We start from the raw sequence: 16,424 nt of genomic DNA, 5'->3' as shown, positions 1-16,424 counted from the left end.
TGCCCCGACGATAGCCCAGCCCGGCACCCACCGACAGGGCCGCGGAGCCCGACGACCCGCTCGCGACGCCGGGCTCAGGCGGCGTGCTGGATGAGTCCGAGCAGGGTGCCGTCCGGGTCGAAGAACTTCAGGAAGAGGGCGAAGCCGCCGTCGTCGAAGCTCACCACCTCGACGCCCTCTGCCGCGAACCGCTCGGCGAGCGCGTGGATCTCGGTCGTGCGCAGGAAGAAGAGCGGCCGCTCCTCCCCCGACACCGTGAGCTTCATCGGCGCGTGCCCCGGCGCCTCCCAGAGCATGAGATCCGGACCGCCTTCGGCGCGGAGCATGGCGCTCGACCCGTAGTAGCGCCACCCACCGACCACACGGCGGGCCGGATGACAACCCCCTTGGGTGCCGCACGCGGCACAGCGCACCCTGGGGCCATGAGCCACCACCCCGATGACATCAAGCAGCCCTTGGACCACCTGCCCCCGGCGGACGAGAGGGACAAGGCCGTCGAGATCGACGAGCCGCACTATCCGACGTCGGGCGCGCCGGCGGACAGCCCGGACGTGACGCCGGAGACCGCGGCCGAGCCGGACAAGCCGAACCGCCACGGCGTCGACAAGCTTCCGCCGACCTCGCGCTGACCGTTCCGCCCGTTCCTCAACTATTGTTGAGGTCTACGGAAGGGCGGCGGATGGAACCGGACGATCTCCTCCCGATCGGGGAGGTCACCCGACGCACGGGCGTCGCGCCCTCCGCGCTGCACTTCTACGAGCAGCTCGGCCTCATCGCGTCGACGCGCACGCCGGGTAATCAGCGACGCTATCGCCGCCACATGCTGCGACGGATCTCGATCATCGTGGTGGCCAAGCGCATCGGCATCCCGCTCAGCGAGGTCCAAGAGCTCTTCCAGACCCTGCCCGTCGACGCCCCGCCCTCGCACGGCGATTGGCGCCGCGTGGCCAAGCGCTGGCGCGCCGAGCTCGAGGAGCGGCGGACCCAGCTCGAGCATCTGCAGCGCGAGCTCGCGGGCTGCATCGGCTGCGGCTGCCTGTCCCTCAAGGCCTGCCGCCTGCTCAATCCGGAGGACGCCCTCGGCGAGAGCGGCCCCGGCCCCCGCCGCATCTGAGAACCGGGACGTCCGCCGCGACCGGATGGACGAAGGAGGGGTGGTACAAAGCCCGGATCGGTGAGAGCGTGGAGACATCCCCACCAGCGATCGGCATGGTTGCGCCTCTTGGCAACGGGTTCCTGTGGAGATGGAACGAAGGATCCATCGAATGGGCAAGTTCATCTATGAGGGCGGTCCGAAGATCGAGATCGAGGACCGCGCTCTCACACATATCCAGCTCGTCATGACGACGAAGCTCCGGCGCGGCGAACCGATGCCGTTCTCGTGGAAGGAAGACGCCTCCGTCGGGGGCGGCCGGACGACGGTCTGGGTGCATGCGCACTCGAACATCGTGTTCAAGTTCTTCGGCAGCAGGCCTCCGGCCATCAACCGGCGGTGGGTGGACGCGCTGGCGTTCACCGCGAACACGCCGAACGGCCTGTATCTGGTGCCGGAGCCGACGGAGACGAGCACCGCCTCCCGGCAGCTCGCGGATCTCGCCGTCTGACACCGGCTCCGCCGTAGAGGAACGCACAGGCCCGAGGACTCAGTCCTCGAGGTCGGTGTCCTCCCCCTTCGCATTCTCGGCCTTCTCCTGGGCCTTCTCCGCTTCCTTCTCGGCGCGCTCCTGAGCCTTCTCGGCCTTCTTCTGCGCGTCCTCCTCGGCCTTCCGCTGCTCGTCGGCGGCCTTCTGAGCTGCCTCCTGAGCCTTCTCCGCCTTCTTGTCGTCCGGCACGTCGGGCGCCGGTTCCGGAGCCGGGGCCTCGACCGGGGTCGCCGGCGTGTCCGCCTCTTCCGGCACGGTGACGGGCACGACGACCGCCGGCGTGGGCGACGAGCGCGGGGTCGGTTCGGTGTCGACAGGGGTCACCACAGGGTTCGGGTTGAGCGCTCCGGCCGCCCAGAGCGTTCCGGCGACGGTGAGGGCGACCGCGACCGCCACGGCTCCGGTCAGGAGTCCGCGGCGTCGCCGAGCCCGCTGCAGGCGAGGAGTCCGGGAGCGGAGCATCCCGACCTCGGGAGACGGAGGAGCGGGCAGCACGAGGGTTCGTGTCGGAGCAGACGGACCGGCCGGCTCCCGTTCCGCGAGCGCTGCGGCGGCGATCGGAGCCGGAACCGGGGGCCGCGGCGGAATCGAGGGGTCGTGCGCGAGGGCGGACACCGCTGCGAAGACGCCGGCGGCGCTCGGCCGGTCCTCCGGATCCGTCGCGGTCATCCGCTGCAGCAGCGCGGACCATGCCGGACCCACGGATTCCGGAATCGCGGGGGGATCGATCAAGCGGGCAAGGGTGGCACCGATCCCCTCGGCCTCCGCGAAAGCGCGCTCTCCCGTGAGCGCTTCGCGCAGGACCAGGCCCAGCGCATAGATGTCGGCGGCAGGCGCCGGCGCCGCGCCGTTCAACTGCTCCGGCGCCAGGTATGCCGCGGTACCGATCACGGTTCCGGGAGACGTCAGCCGGGCCGCGTCCACGAGCACCGAGATCCCGAAGTCGGCGAGCTTGGCGCCCGACCGGCTCCCGGCGAGGGAGCGCCCGGTGAGCAGGACATTGGAGGGCTTGATGTCGCGGTGGACGATCCCCGCGCCGTGCACGACATGGAGGGCCTCCGCCAGATCAGCCGCGAGCGCCGCCACCTCGTCCGAGGGCAGCGGCCCCTGGGCGATCCGCTCGGCGAGGGTCGGGCCGTCGACGAACTCCATCACCAGGTATTCCGCCCGTCCCGGATGCAGTTGCGCGTCATACAGCGTGACCAGCGCGGGGTGGTTGAGCGAGGCGAGCACGGTCATCTCGCCGCGGGCGCGCTCGGAGGCGGCACCCTGTTCGGTCTCCGCGCGGAGCATCTTGATGGCGACCGTGCGCCCGAGCAGCGAATCCTCCGCGCGGTACACTCGGGCCATCCCGCCCTGCCCGACGCACTCCCGGAGATGGTAGCGCCCATCGAGCAGCGCCTCCGTGGGAAGCGAGTCATCCGTCATCGTCGAATCCTCCTGCCACGGCGTCGGGAGCGGCGCGGCGAGACCCCACTGTAGAAGCAGGGCCGGGGGGCCGTCTCGGGCCTTGACAGACGGGCCGTCGATCGGGTGGCCCTCGTCCGCGGGAGAATGGGAGATATGCCCGCGCGTTCCCCCCAGCGACTGCTCCTGTCCGTCCGCCGGCTGCTGCACACGGATCCGTCCTCCGTCGCCCACACCGAGGCGATGCCCGTGATCGACGAGCACACGGTGCCGCGGGTCCTCGATCTGGCGACGCGCATCGGGGAGTCGATGTTCGCGGTCGGCGCCTCCGCGCACGAGGTCACGCTCGCCATCACGCGCGTCTGCGAGGCGTACGGCCTCAAGGGCGTCCAGGTCGATGTGACCTACAACTCGATCACGGTGTCCTTCCACCTCAGCGGGGAGGTGTGGCCCGAGACGCTCGTCCGCGTGGTCCGCGTGGCCGCCCCCGACCACGCCAAGCTGCAGCGCGTGCAGGCGCTCGTGGCCGACATCGACGGCGGCCTGGATCTGGAATCCGCACGCACCGCGTTCCGGGTCATCCGTCGCGTGCCCTTCCGCTATCAGCAGTCCGTGGTGATCGTCGCACGGGCGCTCCTCGCGGTCGGCGTGAGCATCATGCTCGGCGCCTCCCCGCTCATCGTGGGCCTCACCTTCGTCGCCGCGCTGGGGGCGGCGCTCACCCAGGCGGGCCTGGCCCGGCTTCGGGTGCCGCTGTTCTTCAGCCAGATCGCGGGAGGCCTCGTCACCACGGTCGTCGCGGTCGCCGTCTCGGCGCTCGGCAGCGCGGGGATCGAACCGTTCGTCGGCATCCGCCCGTCGATCATCGTCGCCTCGGGCATCGTGCTCATGCTCGCCGGGCTCACGGTGGTGGGCGCCGCGCAGGATGCCATCGACGGCTTCGCCCTCACCGCCGGTGGCCGCATCCTCGACCTGACGATGCAGACGCTCGGGGTGGTGATCGGCATCCTCGTCGGGCTGGAGCTCGGCGGCGTGCTCGGCTTCACGATGGAGCTGCCGGACGACCCCGCGCCCTTCGGGCCCCTGCTCAACCAATTCGCGGGGGCCATCATCATCGCGATCGCCGTGGCCGTGTTCAACGGCGCCGGCATCCGCATCATCCTCGTCAGCGCGTTGCTCAGCGCCGTCACCCTCGCCGGGTACGCCGGCACCATCGCCCTCCAGCTCCACCCGGCCGCGGCGAGCGCGGTGGGAGCGCTGCTGGCGAGCTTCGTCGGCATGCTCATCGCGCACAATCTGCACGTGCCCTCGGTCGCGGTGACGACCGCCGCGATCGTCCCGCTCGTGCCCGGTGTCGCGGTGTTCCAGGGCCTCCTCGAAGTCGTGCACGCAGCGGGCACCTCCTTCGGGATGCTCACCGTCGGCGGATCGCTGATCGACGCCGCCGTGATCGGCATCGCGCTCGCCTCCGGCGCCTCCCTCGGCCTCTACCTCGGAACGCCGGTGCGAGCGACCCTCGCCGGCGTCGCGAAGACCAGGGCGCGCGTGCGCCGCTGACCCGACGAGGTCATCCCGCCGAGGAGTCGGCGGCAAGGTCGAGCACCCACGCGTTGACCGTGAGCTCGGCCCCGCGGAACTGCTCCGTGAGGGTTCCCTGACGGGTGAATCCGCCCCGCTGACACACCGCGTTCGACGCCGGGTTGTCGACCGCGGGGAACGCGAGCAGCGAACGCCCCTCCCCTGCGCGATCGCGGAGGACATCGACGAGCAGAGCCAGAGCCCGGGCGGCCACTCGCCGGCCCTGTGCAGCAGGCAGCACGAACCAGCCGGTCTCCCACGCCGGCTCGTCGTGCCACGTGATCCGCCACGCGCCGATCGAGCCGAGAGGCTGCCCCTCGTCGTCGATGATCGCGAACATCAGGGCCTCGTCCCCCGCGACGAGACGCAGGTACCGCTCGTGACGCGCCTGCACCTCCGCCGCACTCTCCGGCCCGTTGAGGTGCACCGTCATCTCCGGGGCGTTCGCCGCGTGCAGGAGAGGGAGATCGTCGGCCGACCAGGGCCGAAGGCTCAGCGTGTCCACGTTCGCAGCCTGTCACGCCCCTCCGACACCGGACACGACGATGCGCCCACCGCGGACGGATCCACGACGGGCGCATCGGTCGACGGTCAGTGGCCGCCGAGGTCCTTGACCAGCTCGGCCTCGTCCTCCTTGGACAGCGAGGTCTGCACGACGGTGCCGTTGTACGGGGCCAGCGCCTCGGCGAACTTGTCCTCGGTGAGCTTGAGCGCGTAGATGACGACGGCGGACTTGCCGGCCGTCACGGTGGCCTTCACGCGGTCGCGGAACTCGGCGTCGATTCCCGTCTTGTCGAGACCGGAGAACAGGGCCCCGAGGAGGCCGCCGAACACCAGGCCGGCGACCGGGATGAAGAACAGGATGCCGATCAGCGCACCGAACAGAGCGCCGGAGGCGACGCCGAGGCCGATCCTGCTCCCGGCGCCCGGGTACTCCACCTTCGTCTTGCCCTCGCCGTCCACCTTCACGAGCGCGAGGCCGGCGAGCTCGACGACGAGGTCGTCCTGCAGGGCCTGGACGCGGTTGTAAGCACCCTCCGCGTCGCTCTCGGTGTCATAGGAGATGACGATCAGTTCAGCCATGGTTTCCTGCTTTCGGTTGCGATCGGAGATGCTCTCCACGCGCGCAGAGGCACCGGTCTTCGCCACCGACCCTAGGCGCGCCCCTGCGGACACGACAGAGCAGCCGTCGATGTTCACCCTGGTGACTCCGCAGCGGCGATGTCCGTGGCCTCGCCTACCGTCGCTGTCGTGCCCGAGCCCGTGCAGCAGTGGTGGGCGAGACGCCAGTTCTCGCGCGGACTCGACGTGCCCTACGCGGTCGGCACCTACCGGGCGGCGTGGGCGGCCTACCCCGAGCTCATCCGGCAGTATCACCCGGAGCTCAACCACGGCATCACGCTCTCGCAGATCCCGTTGGCGGCCGATGTGCTGCTCTGCTGGGAATGCGCCGTCGGCCATCTGTTCGCGGCGACGCCGACCGAGCAGCGCGAACGCCCGGGGCGGGTGCGACGGCGCTCGTCCTGGTGCCCCGAATGCGCGGCGCTGGCGCGTCCGCAGCCCGTGATCCTCGGAGAGGCGCGGGCACTCCCCGCTCGCCCGAAGAAGCCCGCGCCGGCGCTGTGCACGAAGACTCCCGCGCTGCCGACGGGCACGGCGTTCCTGAGCGCGTGCGCTCCGAAGCCGGCTTCGGCGGCGGAGGGGAAGCTGCGGCAGGCACTGGCGGCGCGACTGGTGTTCCCCGACGACGTCAACGCGATCAAGGTCGCGCGGCCGTTCTTCCGGCATACGGAGGTGTGGCCCGACATCCTGCTCCCGGAACTGCGGATCGCGATCGAGTACGACACGGTCGGCCGACACGGGCTGGAGCACGTCGGGAAGAGGGAGGAGACCGATCGCCGGAAGGATCGCGCGGTGCGCGGCGCCGGCTGGGAGGTCGTGCGGGTGCGGATGGGGAAGCTCGAGCCCCTCGGGCCCTTCGACCTCCCGCTCACCTCCCTCGGTGCGAGCGGCATCACCCGGCTGGTCGACCGGCTCCGCGACATCCGTGGCGCTCTCCTCGTCGATGCCTACCTGCGCTGACGTGCGGTACCTCACCCAGTTAGATACTCGAAGGCGGAGCGATCTAACCGCTCTCGCCCGCGAGCGCAACCCCCGTGCGCGACGGCGGCGGGCAGGCGATGATGCCCTCATGAAACTCGTCTCCTACGCCGGCCAGCAGCTCATCACCTCTGACGACGTCGCGGAGACGCTGCTCGCCCTGGCCGCCGCCATCGCCAGGGAGGGCGAGTCCGAAGCGGTCGAGATCCCGATCCTCCTGGAGGGCGAGAAGGACTGGGCCGACCTCCTCGTCGGCGTCGGCAACGACGTGCTCGTCAGCCCCCACCACACCGGGGAACCCGATCCCGACTTCTCCGCCGAGGTCGACGAGCTGCAGGCCCACCGCCTGTTCCCGAAGCCGCGGAGCGACTCGTCGTCTCCCGGCGACATCGAGGTCCCCGCGCTCTCCGACTTCGACATGGGCCACGGCCTCTGATCGCGCTCCGCTGAGCGGCTGCTCCCCTCAGCGCGACGCAGAGAGCCTCATGCCGTCGCGGAGCGCGACCTCGCGGTCGGCATCGGCGATCAGGGTCGCATCGTGTGTGACGCAGAGGACGACCGCCCCGCGATCCGCCTCCTCCCGCAGCACTGCCCGGATGCGACGGACCGATGCGGCGTCCAGGGCCGTCGTCGGCTCGTCCACGAGCAGGACGCCTGCTTCCCCCGCGAGCCCTTGAGCCAGGAGCACACGCTGCTGCTGGCCGCCGGACAGCGTCGCGAACGGCAGGCGCTGCAGAGCCGACACGGCGGTGCGCTCCATCGCCGCCGCCACCGCCGCACGCGCCCGCCGATCCCGCCGCCGGAAGGCCCCGAGCCGACGCCACGTCCCGACCGTCACGACGTCTCGCGCGGTGAGCGGAAGGCCCGGGGGCACCGTGGCGCGCTGCGGCACGAAGGCGATCGGACCGGTCGCACTCCGCCACCCCCTGGTCGGTGAGCGCACCCCGGCGGCCACCTCCAGGAGCGTCGACTTCCCCGCGCCGTTCGGACCGGTGACGACGACGAACTCACCCGCCTCCGCCTCCAGGGTGACGCCGCGCAGGGCCTCGTGGTCGCCGAGCCGGACGGAGACGCCGTCGAGACGCAGGGCGCGGTCGGCAGCACGGAGGGTTCTCGTCATGTCTCCAGTTTATGAATTTGATAATCATTCTCAACTACGAATAGGCTCGCGTTCCGTGACCCCCTCGCTCGCCGCCCTGCTCACCCCGTTCACGCTCGAGTTCTTCCAGCGCGGACTCATCGGCGGTGCTCTCGTCGCGGTCCTCTGCGGGGTCGTCGGCACCTGGGTCGTCGTCCGCGGGATGGCCTTCCTCGGTGAGGCCCTGGCGCACGGAATGCTGCCCGGCGTCGCGCTGGCCACGGTGCTCGGGGCACCCGTACTCGTCGGCGGGGCGGTCAGCGCGGTCGCGATGAGCATCGGCATCGGGGCCCTGCAACGACGCGCCCGGCTCTCCTACGACACGAGCATCGGACTGCTCTTCGTCGCGATGCTGGCCCTGGGGGTGATCGTCATCTCCCACTCCGGGAGCTTCGCCACGGATGCCACGGCGATCCTCTTCGGCGACATCCTCGCGATCACCCGCGCCGATCTCCTCCTGCTCGCCGCGGCCGCGGTCGTGGGAGTGACGGTCGCCGCCCTCTGCCATCGGCCGTTCGTCGCGCTCGCCCTCGACGCCCGCATCGCGACGGTGCTCGGGCTGCGCCCCCGGTGGGCCCAGGCGGCCCTGGTCGGACTGGTGACCCTCGCGGTGGTGGCGTCGTACCAGGCGGTGGGCTCGCTGCTCGTCGTCGGTCTGCTCCTCGCCCCCGCGGTCGCCGCCGGACAGTGGACGTCGCGCCTGCCCACGCGGATGGCGCTCGCGTGCGCCTTCGGCGTGGCTGCCGTCCTCGCCGGTCTCCTCGCGTCCTGGTATGCGGCCACCGCCGCGGGAGCGTCCGTCGCCGCCGCCGCGATCGCCCTCGCCGGTCTGTCCTGGGCGGCGCGGGTCGCCGTGCGAACCCGACGGCCGATCGCCCCTCCCGTCCCTGTCGCCGCCTCCTGACTCGTCCCGAAAGGCTCTTCGTGCATTCCCGCCTCCTTCCCCTCATCACCGTCGCCGCCCTGACTCTCCCCCTCGCGTCCTGTGCCGGGCCCGCGGCGCAGAGCCCCGCCACCTCCTCGTCCGCCGGAGACGGCCACGGCGCGATCGCCGGAGCGGAAGAGGTCGCGGAACCGCAGCTCGGACTCACGACCATCGACGCGCAGGGTCGGGTCACCCACCTCGACCTCCTGGACGAGAGCGTCACCGACATCGGCACGGTGGCCGCCCCGGAGGGCATGACGACCGACGGCCGGTACCTCTTCGCCGACACCGGCGACGGCGTCGAGGTCGTCGACAGCGGCGTCTGGACGTGGGACCACGTCGACCACTTCCACTACTACCGCGCCGATCCCGCCCTGCTCGGCACTGTGGAGGGCGACGGCGCGGCGACGGTCGCGACGACGAACAGCTCGACCACCGGCGGCACCGGCATCTCCTTCTCCGGATCCGGAGACGCTGTCCTCCTCGACACGGAGGCCCTGTCGAAGGGGGAGATCCGTGAGCTGTTCCGCATCGAGCGCTCCCCGCACGAGGGGCTGGTGGTGCCGGTCGGGGCGTTCGCACTGGTGACCGAGGCCGACGGGGAGGCGGGCGGAGTCGTCGTCGGCTACACGGCGGACGGCGAGCGCACCGGCCTCCGGCAGGACTGCGCCGCACCGACCGGCACGATCACGACCAGGGTCGGGGCGGTCATCGGCTGCGCCGACGGTGCCCTGCTCGCCCGCGTCGAGGCCGGGGCTCTCACCGTGGACCGCATCCCGTACCCGGACGGAGCGCCGGCCGGAGCCGTGTCCGCGTTCCGCAACCGCGAGGGGCGCCCCACGGTCGCCGGCCTCGCCGGACCGACCGACATCCGGGTCCTCGACACCCGCGCGCAGGCCTGGACGGTGCTCACCGCCCCCACTCCCCTCGCGCAGGTCACCGCGGTCGGCGATGAGGACGACACCCTCCTGGCGCTGACGCAGGACGGACGCGTGCTCGTGCTCAGCGCGCTCGACGGGACGGTGCGGGCGGAGACCACCCCGCTCGTGGCGGCATCGCTGGCGGCGGGCGAGGCTCCGGCCCTCATCGCCGATCAGCACCGCGCCTATCTGAGCGGCCCGGCGGAGCACCGGCTGTTCGAGATCGACTACGCCGACGACGCCCGCCTCGCGCGGACCTTCGATACCGCCGACGCCCCGGCGTTCGTCGCCGAGACGGGACGCTGACATGCGCCTCCTTCGCCCCCTCGCCGCCGTTCTCGCCGCGCTCACCGCCGCCGCTCTGACCGCCTGCGCCCCTCCCGCCGATACGCGGCCGGTGGTCGTCGTCTCGACGAACATCCTGGGCGATGTGGTCGGCGAGCTCATCGGCGCTCAGGCTCGCGTCGTCACCCTCATGAAGCCGAACGCCGACCCGCACTCGTTCGAGATCTCGGCGCAGGAGGCCGCCACGCTGCGGGACGCCGACCTGCTCGTCTCCAACGGGCTCGGGCTCGAGGAGGGCCTGCAGCAGCATCTCGACGCGGCCGTCGCGGCCGAGGTGCCGTCCTTCGTCGCGGGCGACGCGATCGAGGTCCTGGACTACCGCGACGGCGACGCCGCGGGTATGCCGGACTCCCACTTCTGGACCGATCCGGCGCGGATGATCGACGTCGTCGACGCCCTGCAGCCCGCCCTGGCCGCGCTCGACGGGGTCGACGCCGACACCCTCGCGGCGGACGTCGCCGGCTACCGCGAGGAGCTGACGGCGCTCGACGACGAGATGACGAGCGCGTTCGCCCGGATCCCCGACGACCGTCGGGCGCTAGTGACCAACCACCACGTCTTCGGCTACCTCGCCGACCGCTTCGACTTCGAGGTCGTCGGTGCCGTCATCCCGGGCGGCACTACGCTCGCGGCCCCCTCGGCCTCCGACCTCGCCGATCTCGTGGGTGCCGTGGAGGAGACGGGCGTGCCCGCCGTCTTCGCGGAGTCCTCCTCCCCCGACCGGCTCGTCCAGGCGCTCGCCGACGAGGCCGACGTCCACATCGAAGTGATCGAGCTCTTCACCGAGTCGCTCACCGCCGAAGACGGCGGCGCACCGGACTACCTGACCATGATGCGCGTCAACACCGAGCGCATCACCTCCGGTCTCACCCGCTGAGACCATCCCTCACAAGAAAGAAGCACCGCATGAAGACACTCCCCCTGCGCCGGGCGCTGGTCGGGGCCGTCGCCCTCGGCGCCGCCGTGACGCTCGCCTCCTGCTCGACCACGGCTGGAGCCGGCTCCGCCGCGAGCGACGCCCCGGAACCGGACGCCGGCCCCCGGGTTGCCATCTCGTATGAGGGCGGCATCCTCGTCCTCGACGGCGAGACCCTCGACACCGTCGCCGACTTCGACTCCGAGCCGTTCACCCGCCTGAACCCGGCCGGCGACGGTCGCCATGTCATGGTGACGATGAGCGAAGGCTTCCAGGTGCTCGACACCGGGGCCGGGTCAGCCGACCAGGCGGTCCTGACCGACACGGTGTTCGCGGCCGACGCCCCCGGCCACGTCGTCCGCCACGGTGGCAAGACCATCCTCTACGCCGACGGCACGAGCGACACCACGATCTTCGACACCGCCGACCTCGGCGACGGCGGTCTCCCGGAGGTGGAGACCGTCGACGGCGTCGAGGCACACCACGGCGTCTCGGTGCTGTTGGAGGACGGCACGTTCCTCACCACGGTGGGCGATGCGGACGGTCGCAGCGGCATCGTCGTGCGCGATGCGGACGGTACGGAGATCGCCTCGTCCGACCAGTGCCCCGGCGTCCACGGCGAAGGGACCGCGGCCGACGAGGTGGTCGTCTTCGGGTGCGAGGACGGCGCGCTCGTGTACAAGGACGGCGAGATCACCAAGCTCGCCGCTCCCGACCAGCCGTACGGCCGCATGGGCAACGCGTACGTGAGCGAGACGAGCCCGATCATCGTCGGGGACTACAAGAACGACCCCGACGCCGAGGGCTACCTGCTGAGCGCCGTCACGCTCATCGACACCGCGGCGATGACGTCCGAGGTCGTGTCCCTGCCCGAAGGGGCCGAGTACACCTTCCGGGACGTCGCGCGCGGCCCGGGCGACCTGGCCTACATCCTCGGCGCCGACGGCGCGATCCACGTGCTCGACCCGGAGACCGGCGAGATCACCGACTCCTACCCGGTGATCGAGGCGTGGGAAGGGCCCGCCGAGTGGCAGGACCCGCACCCCGCCATCGTCGTCGCGGGCGACATCGCGTACGTGACCGAGCCGGCCGCGGACAGCGTGCACGCGGTCGACCTCACCACCGGCGAGGTGCTCGCGAGCACCGAACTGGAGGTCACGCCGAACGAGATCGCACCGGCCGCCGGCTGAGCCTCGGCACGGCGGGTCCGTCCTCTCGAGGGCGGACCCGCCGTGCGTGGGCGGAGGGGTCGGATCAGCGCGATCCGGGATGCCCGTGCCGCGCGCGCCGAAGCCGCCGCGCCGCGAGGAGTCCGGCACCGAGGAGCACGAGCAGACCACCGGCGCCTGCCGCCGCGGCCGCGCCCGGCGCGAGACCCGTCGTGGCCAGGTCGGAGGCCGCCCCACCGTCCGCCCCGGTCGCCGTCCCGGGGTCGACATCCGTGCCCGGATCCGGATTCTCGGGTTCGGGTTCGGGTTCCGGCTCGGGCTCGGGGTCGGGACCGGAGCGGGGGTCGTAGACGTTCGTCACCGTGCACACGGTGTCGACCCCTGCGGTCACCTGGACGATGTCGCCCTCCAGCACGCCCCCGGTGCACTCCCAACCGTCGCTGCGGTAGTCCGCTGTGGGCGCGCCCGCGACCGCCCGCTCCGAGAGACGGAACGCACCGGCCCCGAGCGGAGCCAGGGTCACCGCCGTCTCGCCGGACGCTCCCTCGATGCGCGGGCGCGGGAACTCTCCGCCACCGATCGCACGCAGCGTCCAGTCCGTGGCGTCGGCGGGCCCGGCCGGGGCTCCCGGGCCATCCCCGACGACGGTCTTCCGGAGCGTCAGAGTGCCGCCGACGAAGGTGTTCGTGGCGGTGCAGATCGCGTCCTCTCCGAATCCCAGCGTCGCCGTGGTCCCGTCCCAGGTCGTGCCGGTGCAGGACCACTCACCCTCATAGCCGCTCGGGCCGTCCTCGGAGAAGATGTACTCCCCCGGCGGAAGCTGCATATCGGTGACGAACTCCGAGCCGCTGGGGCCGGAGAGCGCCGCGTTGCCCGGACCACGGGCTTTCAACTCGAAGTCGCCGGGCACCGCGCGTCCGCGCTCGCCGTTCACGACCTGCTTGACGAGAGTCAGGCTCGGCGTGATCGATGCATTGGTGAGGATGCACACGACGTCTGCGGACGGCGGCACCTGGACCACGTCGCCGGTCACCGTCCCGCCCGAGCAGTTCCAGCCGAGCGGATCGTAGCCGGTGGGGCCGTCCTGCTCGCTCAGCGTCCATGCGCCGGGGGCGACGGCCGCCTGCGTGACGGCGGGGGAATTGGCGGGTCCCGACACCGTGGCGGCACCGTCGGTTGCGGTCAGGGTCCACGCCGAGGGCAACGCCGGCGTGCCGAAGGCGGAGGCGACCTGCTTGCGCAGCGTCAGAGTCGACTGGGTCCACCGGTTCGTGACGGTGCAGATCACACTCTCCAGCGGCACGACCTCGACGGTGTCGCCGGAGCCGACGGGAGTGCCCTCGTCATCGACGCACGACCAGCCCTCGCTCACATAGGAGCCCGCCTCCGGAGCGGAGCTCGCCTCCGACAGGGTGAAGGTCCCCGGAGCCACCGCCGCGAAGCTCACCTTGCCGGAGCCGGAGACGCCGCTGATGACGGTGTCGGCCGATGTCGCGGTGAGCTCCCAGTCCTGCGCGGTGAGGGGACCGCCGCCGGCGTTCACGACGTTCTTCACGAGCGTGAGTTGGCCGACCTCGAGGGTGTTCGTGACCGTGCAGGTCACGTCCGCTCCGGCGCCGACGGTCACGGTGTCGGTCGCCAGGGCGCCGCCCGTGCACGACCATGGCCCGGCCGCGTATCCGGCGGGTCCGTCCGCCTCGGCGAGCGCGTAGTCGCCGACCGGCACCGGGACGCGGGTGACCGCAGCGGATCCGGAGGCACCGGTCACCGTCTCCGGTCCGGCGGCCGTCAGGGTCCAGTCGGACGGCGGCTGGTCGCTGCCCACCACGTTCTTGACGAGGGTGAGCCAACCGCCCGCGAAGGTGTTGGTGATGCGGCAGGTGATGTCGGAGCTCTCCCGCACGTAGAGGAGCGCCCCGTCGATCCCGCCGTCGCTCGTGGCGTCGACGCAGGTCCACGCGCCACCGCTGTATCCGGCGGGACCGCTCTCGGCGAGCGTGTAGGCACCGGGGTCGATGGAGGCGTGGTCGACGGCGTCCGACCCGGAAGGGCCGGAGATCCGCTCGGGTCCGCTCGCGGTCAGGACGAAGTCGGATGGGGCGGCCAGCGGGTATCCGGTCGCCGCCGGATCGACGACCTCCTTGACGAGCGTCAGGTGGGGCAGATCCCCGGTGTTGGTGATCTGGCAGGTCACCGCGCCGCCGAGGGTCATCTCGAACTGATCACCGGCCACGGGGACGGCGGTGATCGCGCCGGTCGTCAGATCCCGCCGCTCGCACGTCCACGGTCCTGCCACATAGCTTCCCGGCCCGCCGGACTCGCTCAGCGTGTAGGTGCCGATCCGCGCCGGCTGGTTCTGCACCGCCGCGGAGCCTCCCGCCCCCTCGATGGTCGACGGTCCCTGGGCCCGCAGCGTCCACTCCGACGGGGCCGCGCCACCGCCCTGCACGTTCTTGACGAGCGTGAGGCTGCTCCGGATCGCGTTGTTCTGCACCGTGCACGTCATCGACTGGTTCTCGGTGATGGTGATCGTGCGCTCCGGCTGCGTCGTCACGTCGCCGTCGCAGTTCCAGGAGAAGAAGGCGTACCCGGCCACGCCGCCGGTCTCGAAGATGCGGTAGGTGCCGGGTGGGATGAGGCGCGACTGCATGCCGTTGAGGCCGTCGCCGGTGAAGGTCTCCCCCGTGGCCACGTTGACCGCGTGCATCGTCCAGAGCGTGCGGTCTCCGAGACTGGCCCCCGTGTCGAGGTTCTCGATCGCCTTGAAGAGCGAGAGCCGAGCAGTGGGTTCGGCGGCGACGGCGGGAAGAGCACCACCGATGCCGACGACCGCGGCCAGCAGCACGCCCAGAACTCCGAATCGGACTTTACTCATCGAACGGCCCCCGCCCCGGGTGCGGATCCCCACCCGTCACCTCACCGTAGGTGCGGGGACCGCGGCAGGGCAAGGGTCAGTGGAGGCCGGCAGAGGATCCCCCTCGACTCGGGTTCGCGCAACCCCCGTGCCGGAACACCTCCTCTCCTCATAGGACTGGATCGCGGGAGCAGCGCTCGCGCCGGCGCGAGGAGGAACCATGTCGAAGGCAGCCACAGCACGCAGCGGATCCGCGTCCGCTCCACCGCCCGAGCACGACGAGAAGCCGGACAGCCCGACCGATCTGCAGAAGCGGTCGTGGAAGTACGTCCTCGTCAAGAGCGTCCGGGAGTTCTCCGCCGACCAGTGCATGGACGGCGCGGCGGCCCTCACGTACTACGCGGTGCTCTCGATCTTCCCCGCCATGATCGCCGTCTTCTCGCTGCTCGGCGTGTTCGGCCAGGGCGGGGCCGCCGCCGACGCGGTGCTGGGCATCATCGGCGACGTGGCCCCGCCGGAGACCGCGAAAGCCCTCCGCGGACCCATCGAGCAGATCTCCCAGGCGCCAGGCGCCGGGATCGCGCTCGTGTTCGGAATACTCCTTGCTCTCTGGTCGGCGTCGGGGTACGTCGGAGCGTTCAGCCGGGTGATGAACCGCATCTACGAGATCGAGGAGGGGCGGCCGTTCTGGAAGCTGCGCCCCATGCAGCTGCTCGTCACGCTCATCACCGTCGTCTCCCTGACGATCGTCGCCATCGTGCTCGTGCTCTCCGGGGATATGGTGTCGGCACTGGGCGACGCGATCGGCGCGGGTGAGGGCGTGCAGCTCGCGTGGAACATCGCCAAGTGGCCCCTGCTGCTGTTCGTCGTCGTCTTCCTCGTGGCGATGCTCTACTACGCGACCCCGAATGCCAAGCAGCCGAAGTTCCGGTGGATCAGCATGGGGGCCCTCGTGGCGATCGTGGTGCTGGCCGTCGCCACCCTCGGCTTCGTGCTCTACGTCACCACCTTCTCCAACTACGAGCGCACCTACGGATCGATGGCGGGGGTCATCGTGTTCCTGCTCTGGCTGTGGATCGCGAACCTCGCCCTCCTGTTCGGCGCCGAGTTCGACGCCGAACTGGAACGCGGCCGCCAGCTCCAGGCCGGGATCGCCGCCGAACGCGACATCCAGCTTCCCGCGCGCGACACCCGCCAGAGCGACAAGCGGGCGGAGAAGGAGCGGAAGGACATCGAAGAGGGTCGGCGCATCCGCATCGCGAACGAGGACGACGGAGGGGAACCGCGGCGAGACGAAGCCCCGCGGTCCTGATCCCCAGGTGGGGGGGGGGGGGAGGAGGGGACCCCCCCCCCCCCCGCCGGGGTGCCCCCCCACAGAGCCCGAAGAAGGGAAAAAAAAAAAAAAAAACCAAAACAAAGAAACCCCCCC

Annotated in this window: 17 protein-coding genes; 11 read left to right on the top strand and 6 right to left on the bottom strand. The window is 71.3% G+C overall.

The window, feature by feature from the left end:
* Nucleotides 1-74: 74 nt before the first annotated feature.
* Nucleotides 75-326, bottom strand: coding sequence for a VOC family protein (locus tag ACFU8V_RS13565; RefSeq protein WP_085605767.1), 252 nt, complete (start codon nucleotides 324-326; stop codon nucleotides 75-77).
* 96 nt (nucleotides 327-422) lie between these two features.
* On the opposite strand from ACFU8V_RS13565, the gene ACFU8V_RS13560 reads away from it, so the two are divergent.
* The 3 genes from ACFU8V_RS13560 to ACFU8V_RS13550 all read left to right on the top strand — a co-directional run bounded on the left by ACFU8V_RS13560 (nucleotide 423) and on the right by ACFU8V_RS13550 (nucleotide 1,604).
* Nucleotides 423-629 (top strand): hypothetical protein, encoded by a 207-nt coding sequence (locus tag ACFU8V_RS13560; protein WP_025102541.1) that lies wholly within the window; start codon nucleotides 423-425, stop codon nucleotides 627-629.
* A 50-nt stretch (nucleotides 630-679) separates the two neighbouring features.
* Nucleotides 680-1,114, top strand: coding sequence for a redox-sensitive transcriptional activator SoxR (gene soxR, locus ACFU8V_RS13555; RefSeq protein WP_025102542.1), 435 nt, complete (start codon nucleotides 680-682; stop codon nucleotides 1,112-1,114).
* 151 nt (nucleotides 1,115-1,265) lie between these two features.
* Nucleotides 1,266-1,604 (top strand): hypothetical protein, encoded by a 339-nt coding sequence (locus ACFU8V_RS13550; RefSeq protein WP_025102543.1) that lies wholly within the window; start codon nucleotides 1,266-1,268, stop codon nucleotides 1,602-1,604.
* 39 nt (nucleotides 1,605-1,643) lie between these two features.
* Here ACFU8V_RS13550 and ACFU8V_RS13545 read toward each other — a convergent pair whose 3' ends face one another.
* Nucleotides 1,644-3,071 (bottom strand): protein kinase, encoded by a 1,428-nt coding sequence (locus tag ACFU8V_RS13545; protein ID WP_378872056.1) that lies wholly within the window; start codon nucleotides 3,069-3,071, stop codon nucleotides 1,644-1,646.
* A gap of 135 nt (nucleotides 3,072-3,206) precedes the next feature.
* Between ACFU8V_RS13545 and ACFU8V_RS13540 the strand changes: the two genes are divergently transcribed.
* Nucleotides 3,207-4,607 (top strand): threonine/serine exporter ThrE family protein, encoded by a 1,401-nt coding sequence (locus tag ACFU8V_RS13540; RefSeq protein WP_378872053.1) that lies wholly within the window; start codon nucleotides 3,207-3,209, stop codon nucleotides 4,605-4,607.
* A gap of 10 nt (nucleotides 4,608-4,617) precedes the next feature.
* Here ACFU8V_RS13540 and ACFU8V_RS13535 read toward each other — a convergent pair whose 3' ends face one another.
* Nucleotides 4,618-5,133, bottom strand: coding sequence for a GNAT family N-acetyltransferase (locus tag ACFU8V_RS13535; protein ID WP_378872050.1), 516 nt, complete (start codon nucleotides 5,131-5,133; stop codon nucleotides 4,618-4,620).
* 86 nt (nucleotides 5,134-5,219) lie between these two features.
* Nucleotides 5,220-5,711 (bottom strand): DUF1269 domain-containing protein, encoded by a 492-nt coding sequence (locus ACFU8V_RS13530; RefSeq protein WP_025102547.1) that lies wholly within the window; start codon nucleotides 5,709-5,711, stop codon nucleotides 5,220-5,222.
* A gap of 168 nt (nucleotides 5,712-5,879) precedes the next feature.
* On the opposite strand from ACFU8V_RS13530, the gene ACFU8V_RS13525 reads away from it, so the two are divergent.
* On the top strand, nucleotides 5,880-6,710 hold the full coding sequence (locus ACFU8V_RS13525; RefSeq protein ID WP_378872047.1) for a zinc-ribbon domain-containing protein: 831 nt from the start codon (nucleotides 5,880-5,882) through the stop codon (nucleotides 6,708-6,710).
* 109 nt (nucleotides 6,711-6,819) lie between these two features.
* Nucleotides 6,820-7,164, top strand: coding sequence for a hypothetical protein (locus ACFU8V_RS13520; RefSeq protein ID WP_025102549.1), 345 nt, complete (start codon nucleotides 6,820-6,822; stop codon nucleotides 7,162-7,164).
* Nucleotides 7,165-7,191: 27 nt separating this feature from the next.
* Here the strand turns inward: ACFU8V_RS13520 and ACFU8V_RS13515 are convergent, their stop codons facing one another.
* Nucleotides 7,192-7,848, bottom strand: coding sequence for a metal ABC transporter ATP-binding protein (locus tag ACFU8V_RS13515; RefSeq protein ID WP_378872044.1), 657 nt, complete (start codon nucleotides 7,846-7,848; stop codon nucleotides 7,192-7,194).
* A 55-nt stretch (nucleotides 7,849-7,903) separates the two neighbouring features.
* On the opposite strand from ACFU8V_RS13515, the gene aztB reads away from it, so the two are divergent.
* The 4 genes from aztB to aztD are packed head-to-tail and all read left to right on the top strand — an operon-like array spanning nucleotide 7,904 to nucleotide 12,162.
* A complete protein-coding gene (gene aztB, locus ACFU8V_RS13510) occupies nucleotides 7,904-8,770 on the top strand; it encodes a zinc ABC transporter permease AztB (protein WP_249521643.1) in 867 nt (288 codons plus the stop codon).
* Between the two features lie 20 nt (nucleotides 8,771-8,790).
* Nucleotides 8,791-10,017, top strand: coding sequence for an ABC transporter (locus tag ACFU8V_RS13505; RefSeq protein WP_378872041.1), 1,227 nt, complete (start codon nucleotides 8,791-8,793; stop codon nucleotides 10,015-10,017).
* 1 nt (nucleotide 10,018) lies between these two features.
* Nucleotides 10,019-10,933 (top strand): zinc ABC transporter substrate-binding protein AztC, encoded by a 915-nt coding sequence (aztC, locus tag ACFU8V_RS13500; RefSeq protein ID WP_378872038.1) that lies wholly within the window; start codon nucleotides 10,019-10,021, stop codon nucleotides 10,931-10,933.
* Between the two features lie 29 nt (nucleotides 10,934-10,962).
* Nucleotides 10,963-12,162 carry a zinc metallochaperone AztD gene (aztD, locus tag ACFU8V_RS13495; RefSeq protein WP_378872035.1) on the top strand — a complete coding sequence of 400 codons (1,200 nt, stop codon included), beginning with the start codon at nucleotides 10,963-10,965 and terminating at the stop codon, nucleotides 12,160-12,162.
* Between the two features lie 64 nt (nucleotides 12,163-12,226).
* Here the strand turns inward: aztD and ACFU8V_RS13490 are convergent, their stop codons facing one another.
* A complete protein-coding gene (locus ACFU8V_RS13490) occupies nucleotides 12,227-15,016 on the bottom strand; it encodes a hypothetical protein (protein WP_378872032.1) in 2,790 nt (929 codons plus the stop codon).
* 199 nt (nucleotides 15,017-15,215) lie between these two features.
* Here ACFU8V_RS13490 and ACFU8V_RS13485 point away from each other — a divergent pair, with 199 nt between their 5' ends.
* Nucleotides 15,216-16,307, top strand: a complete 1,092-nt coding sequence (locus tag ACFU8V_RS13485; RefSeq protein ID WP_378872029.1) for a YihY/virulence factor BrkB family protein — start codon at nucleotides 15,216-15,218, stop codon at nucleotides 16,305-16,307.
* The last annotated feature ends 117 nt before the right edge of the window (nucleotides 16,308-16,424 follow it).

Source organism: Microbacterium sp. NPDC057658 (genome assembly GCF_042799975.1).
GTDB lineage: Bacteria > Actinomycetota > Actinomycetes > Actinomycetales > Microbacteriaceae > Microbacterium.
This window is presented reverse-complemented; position numbering and strand designations above follow the sequence as displayed.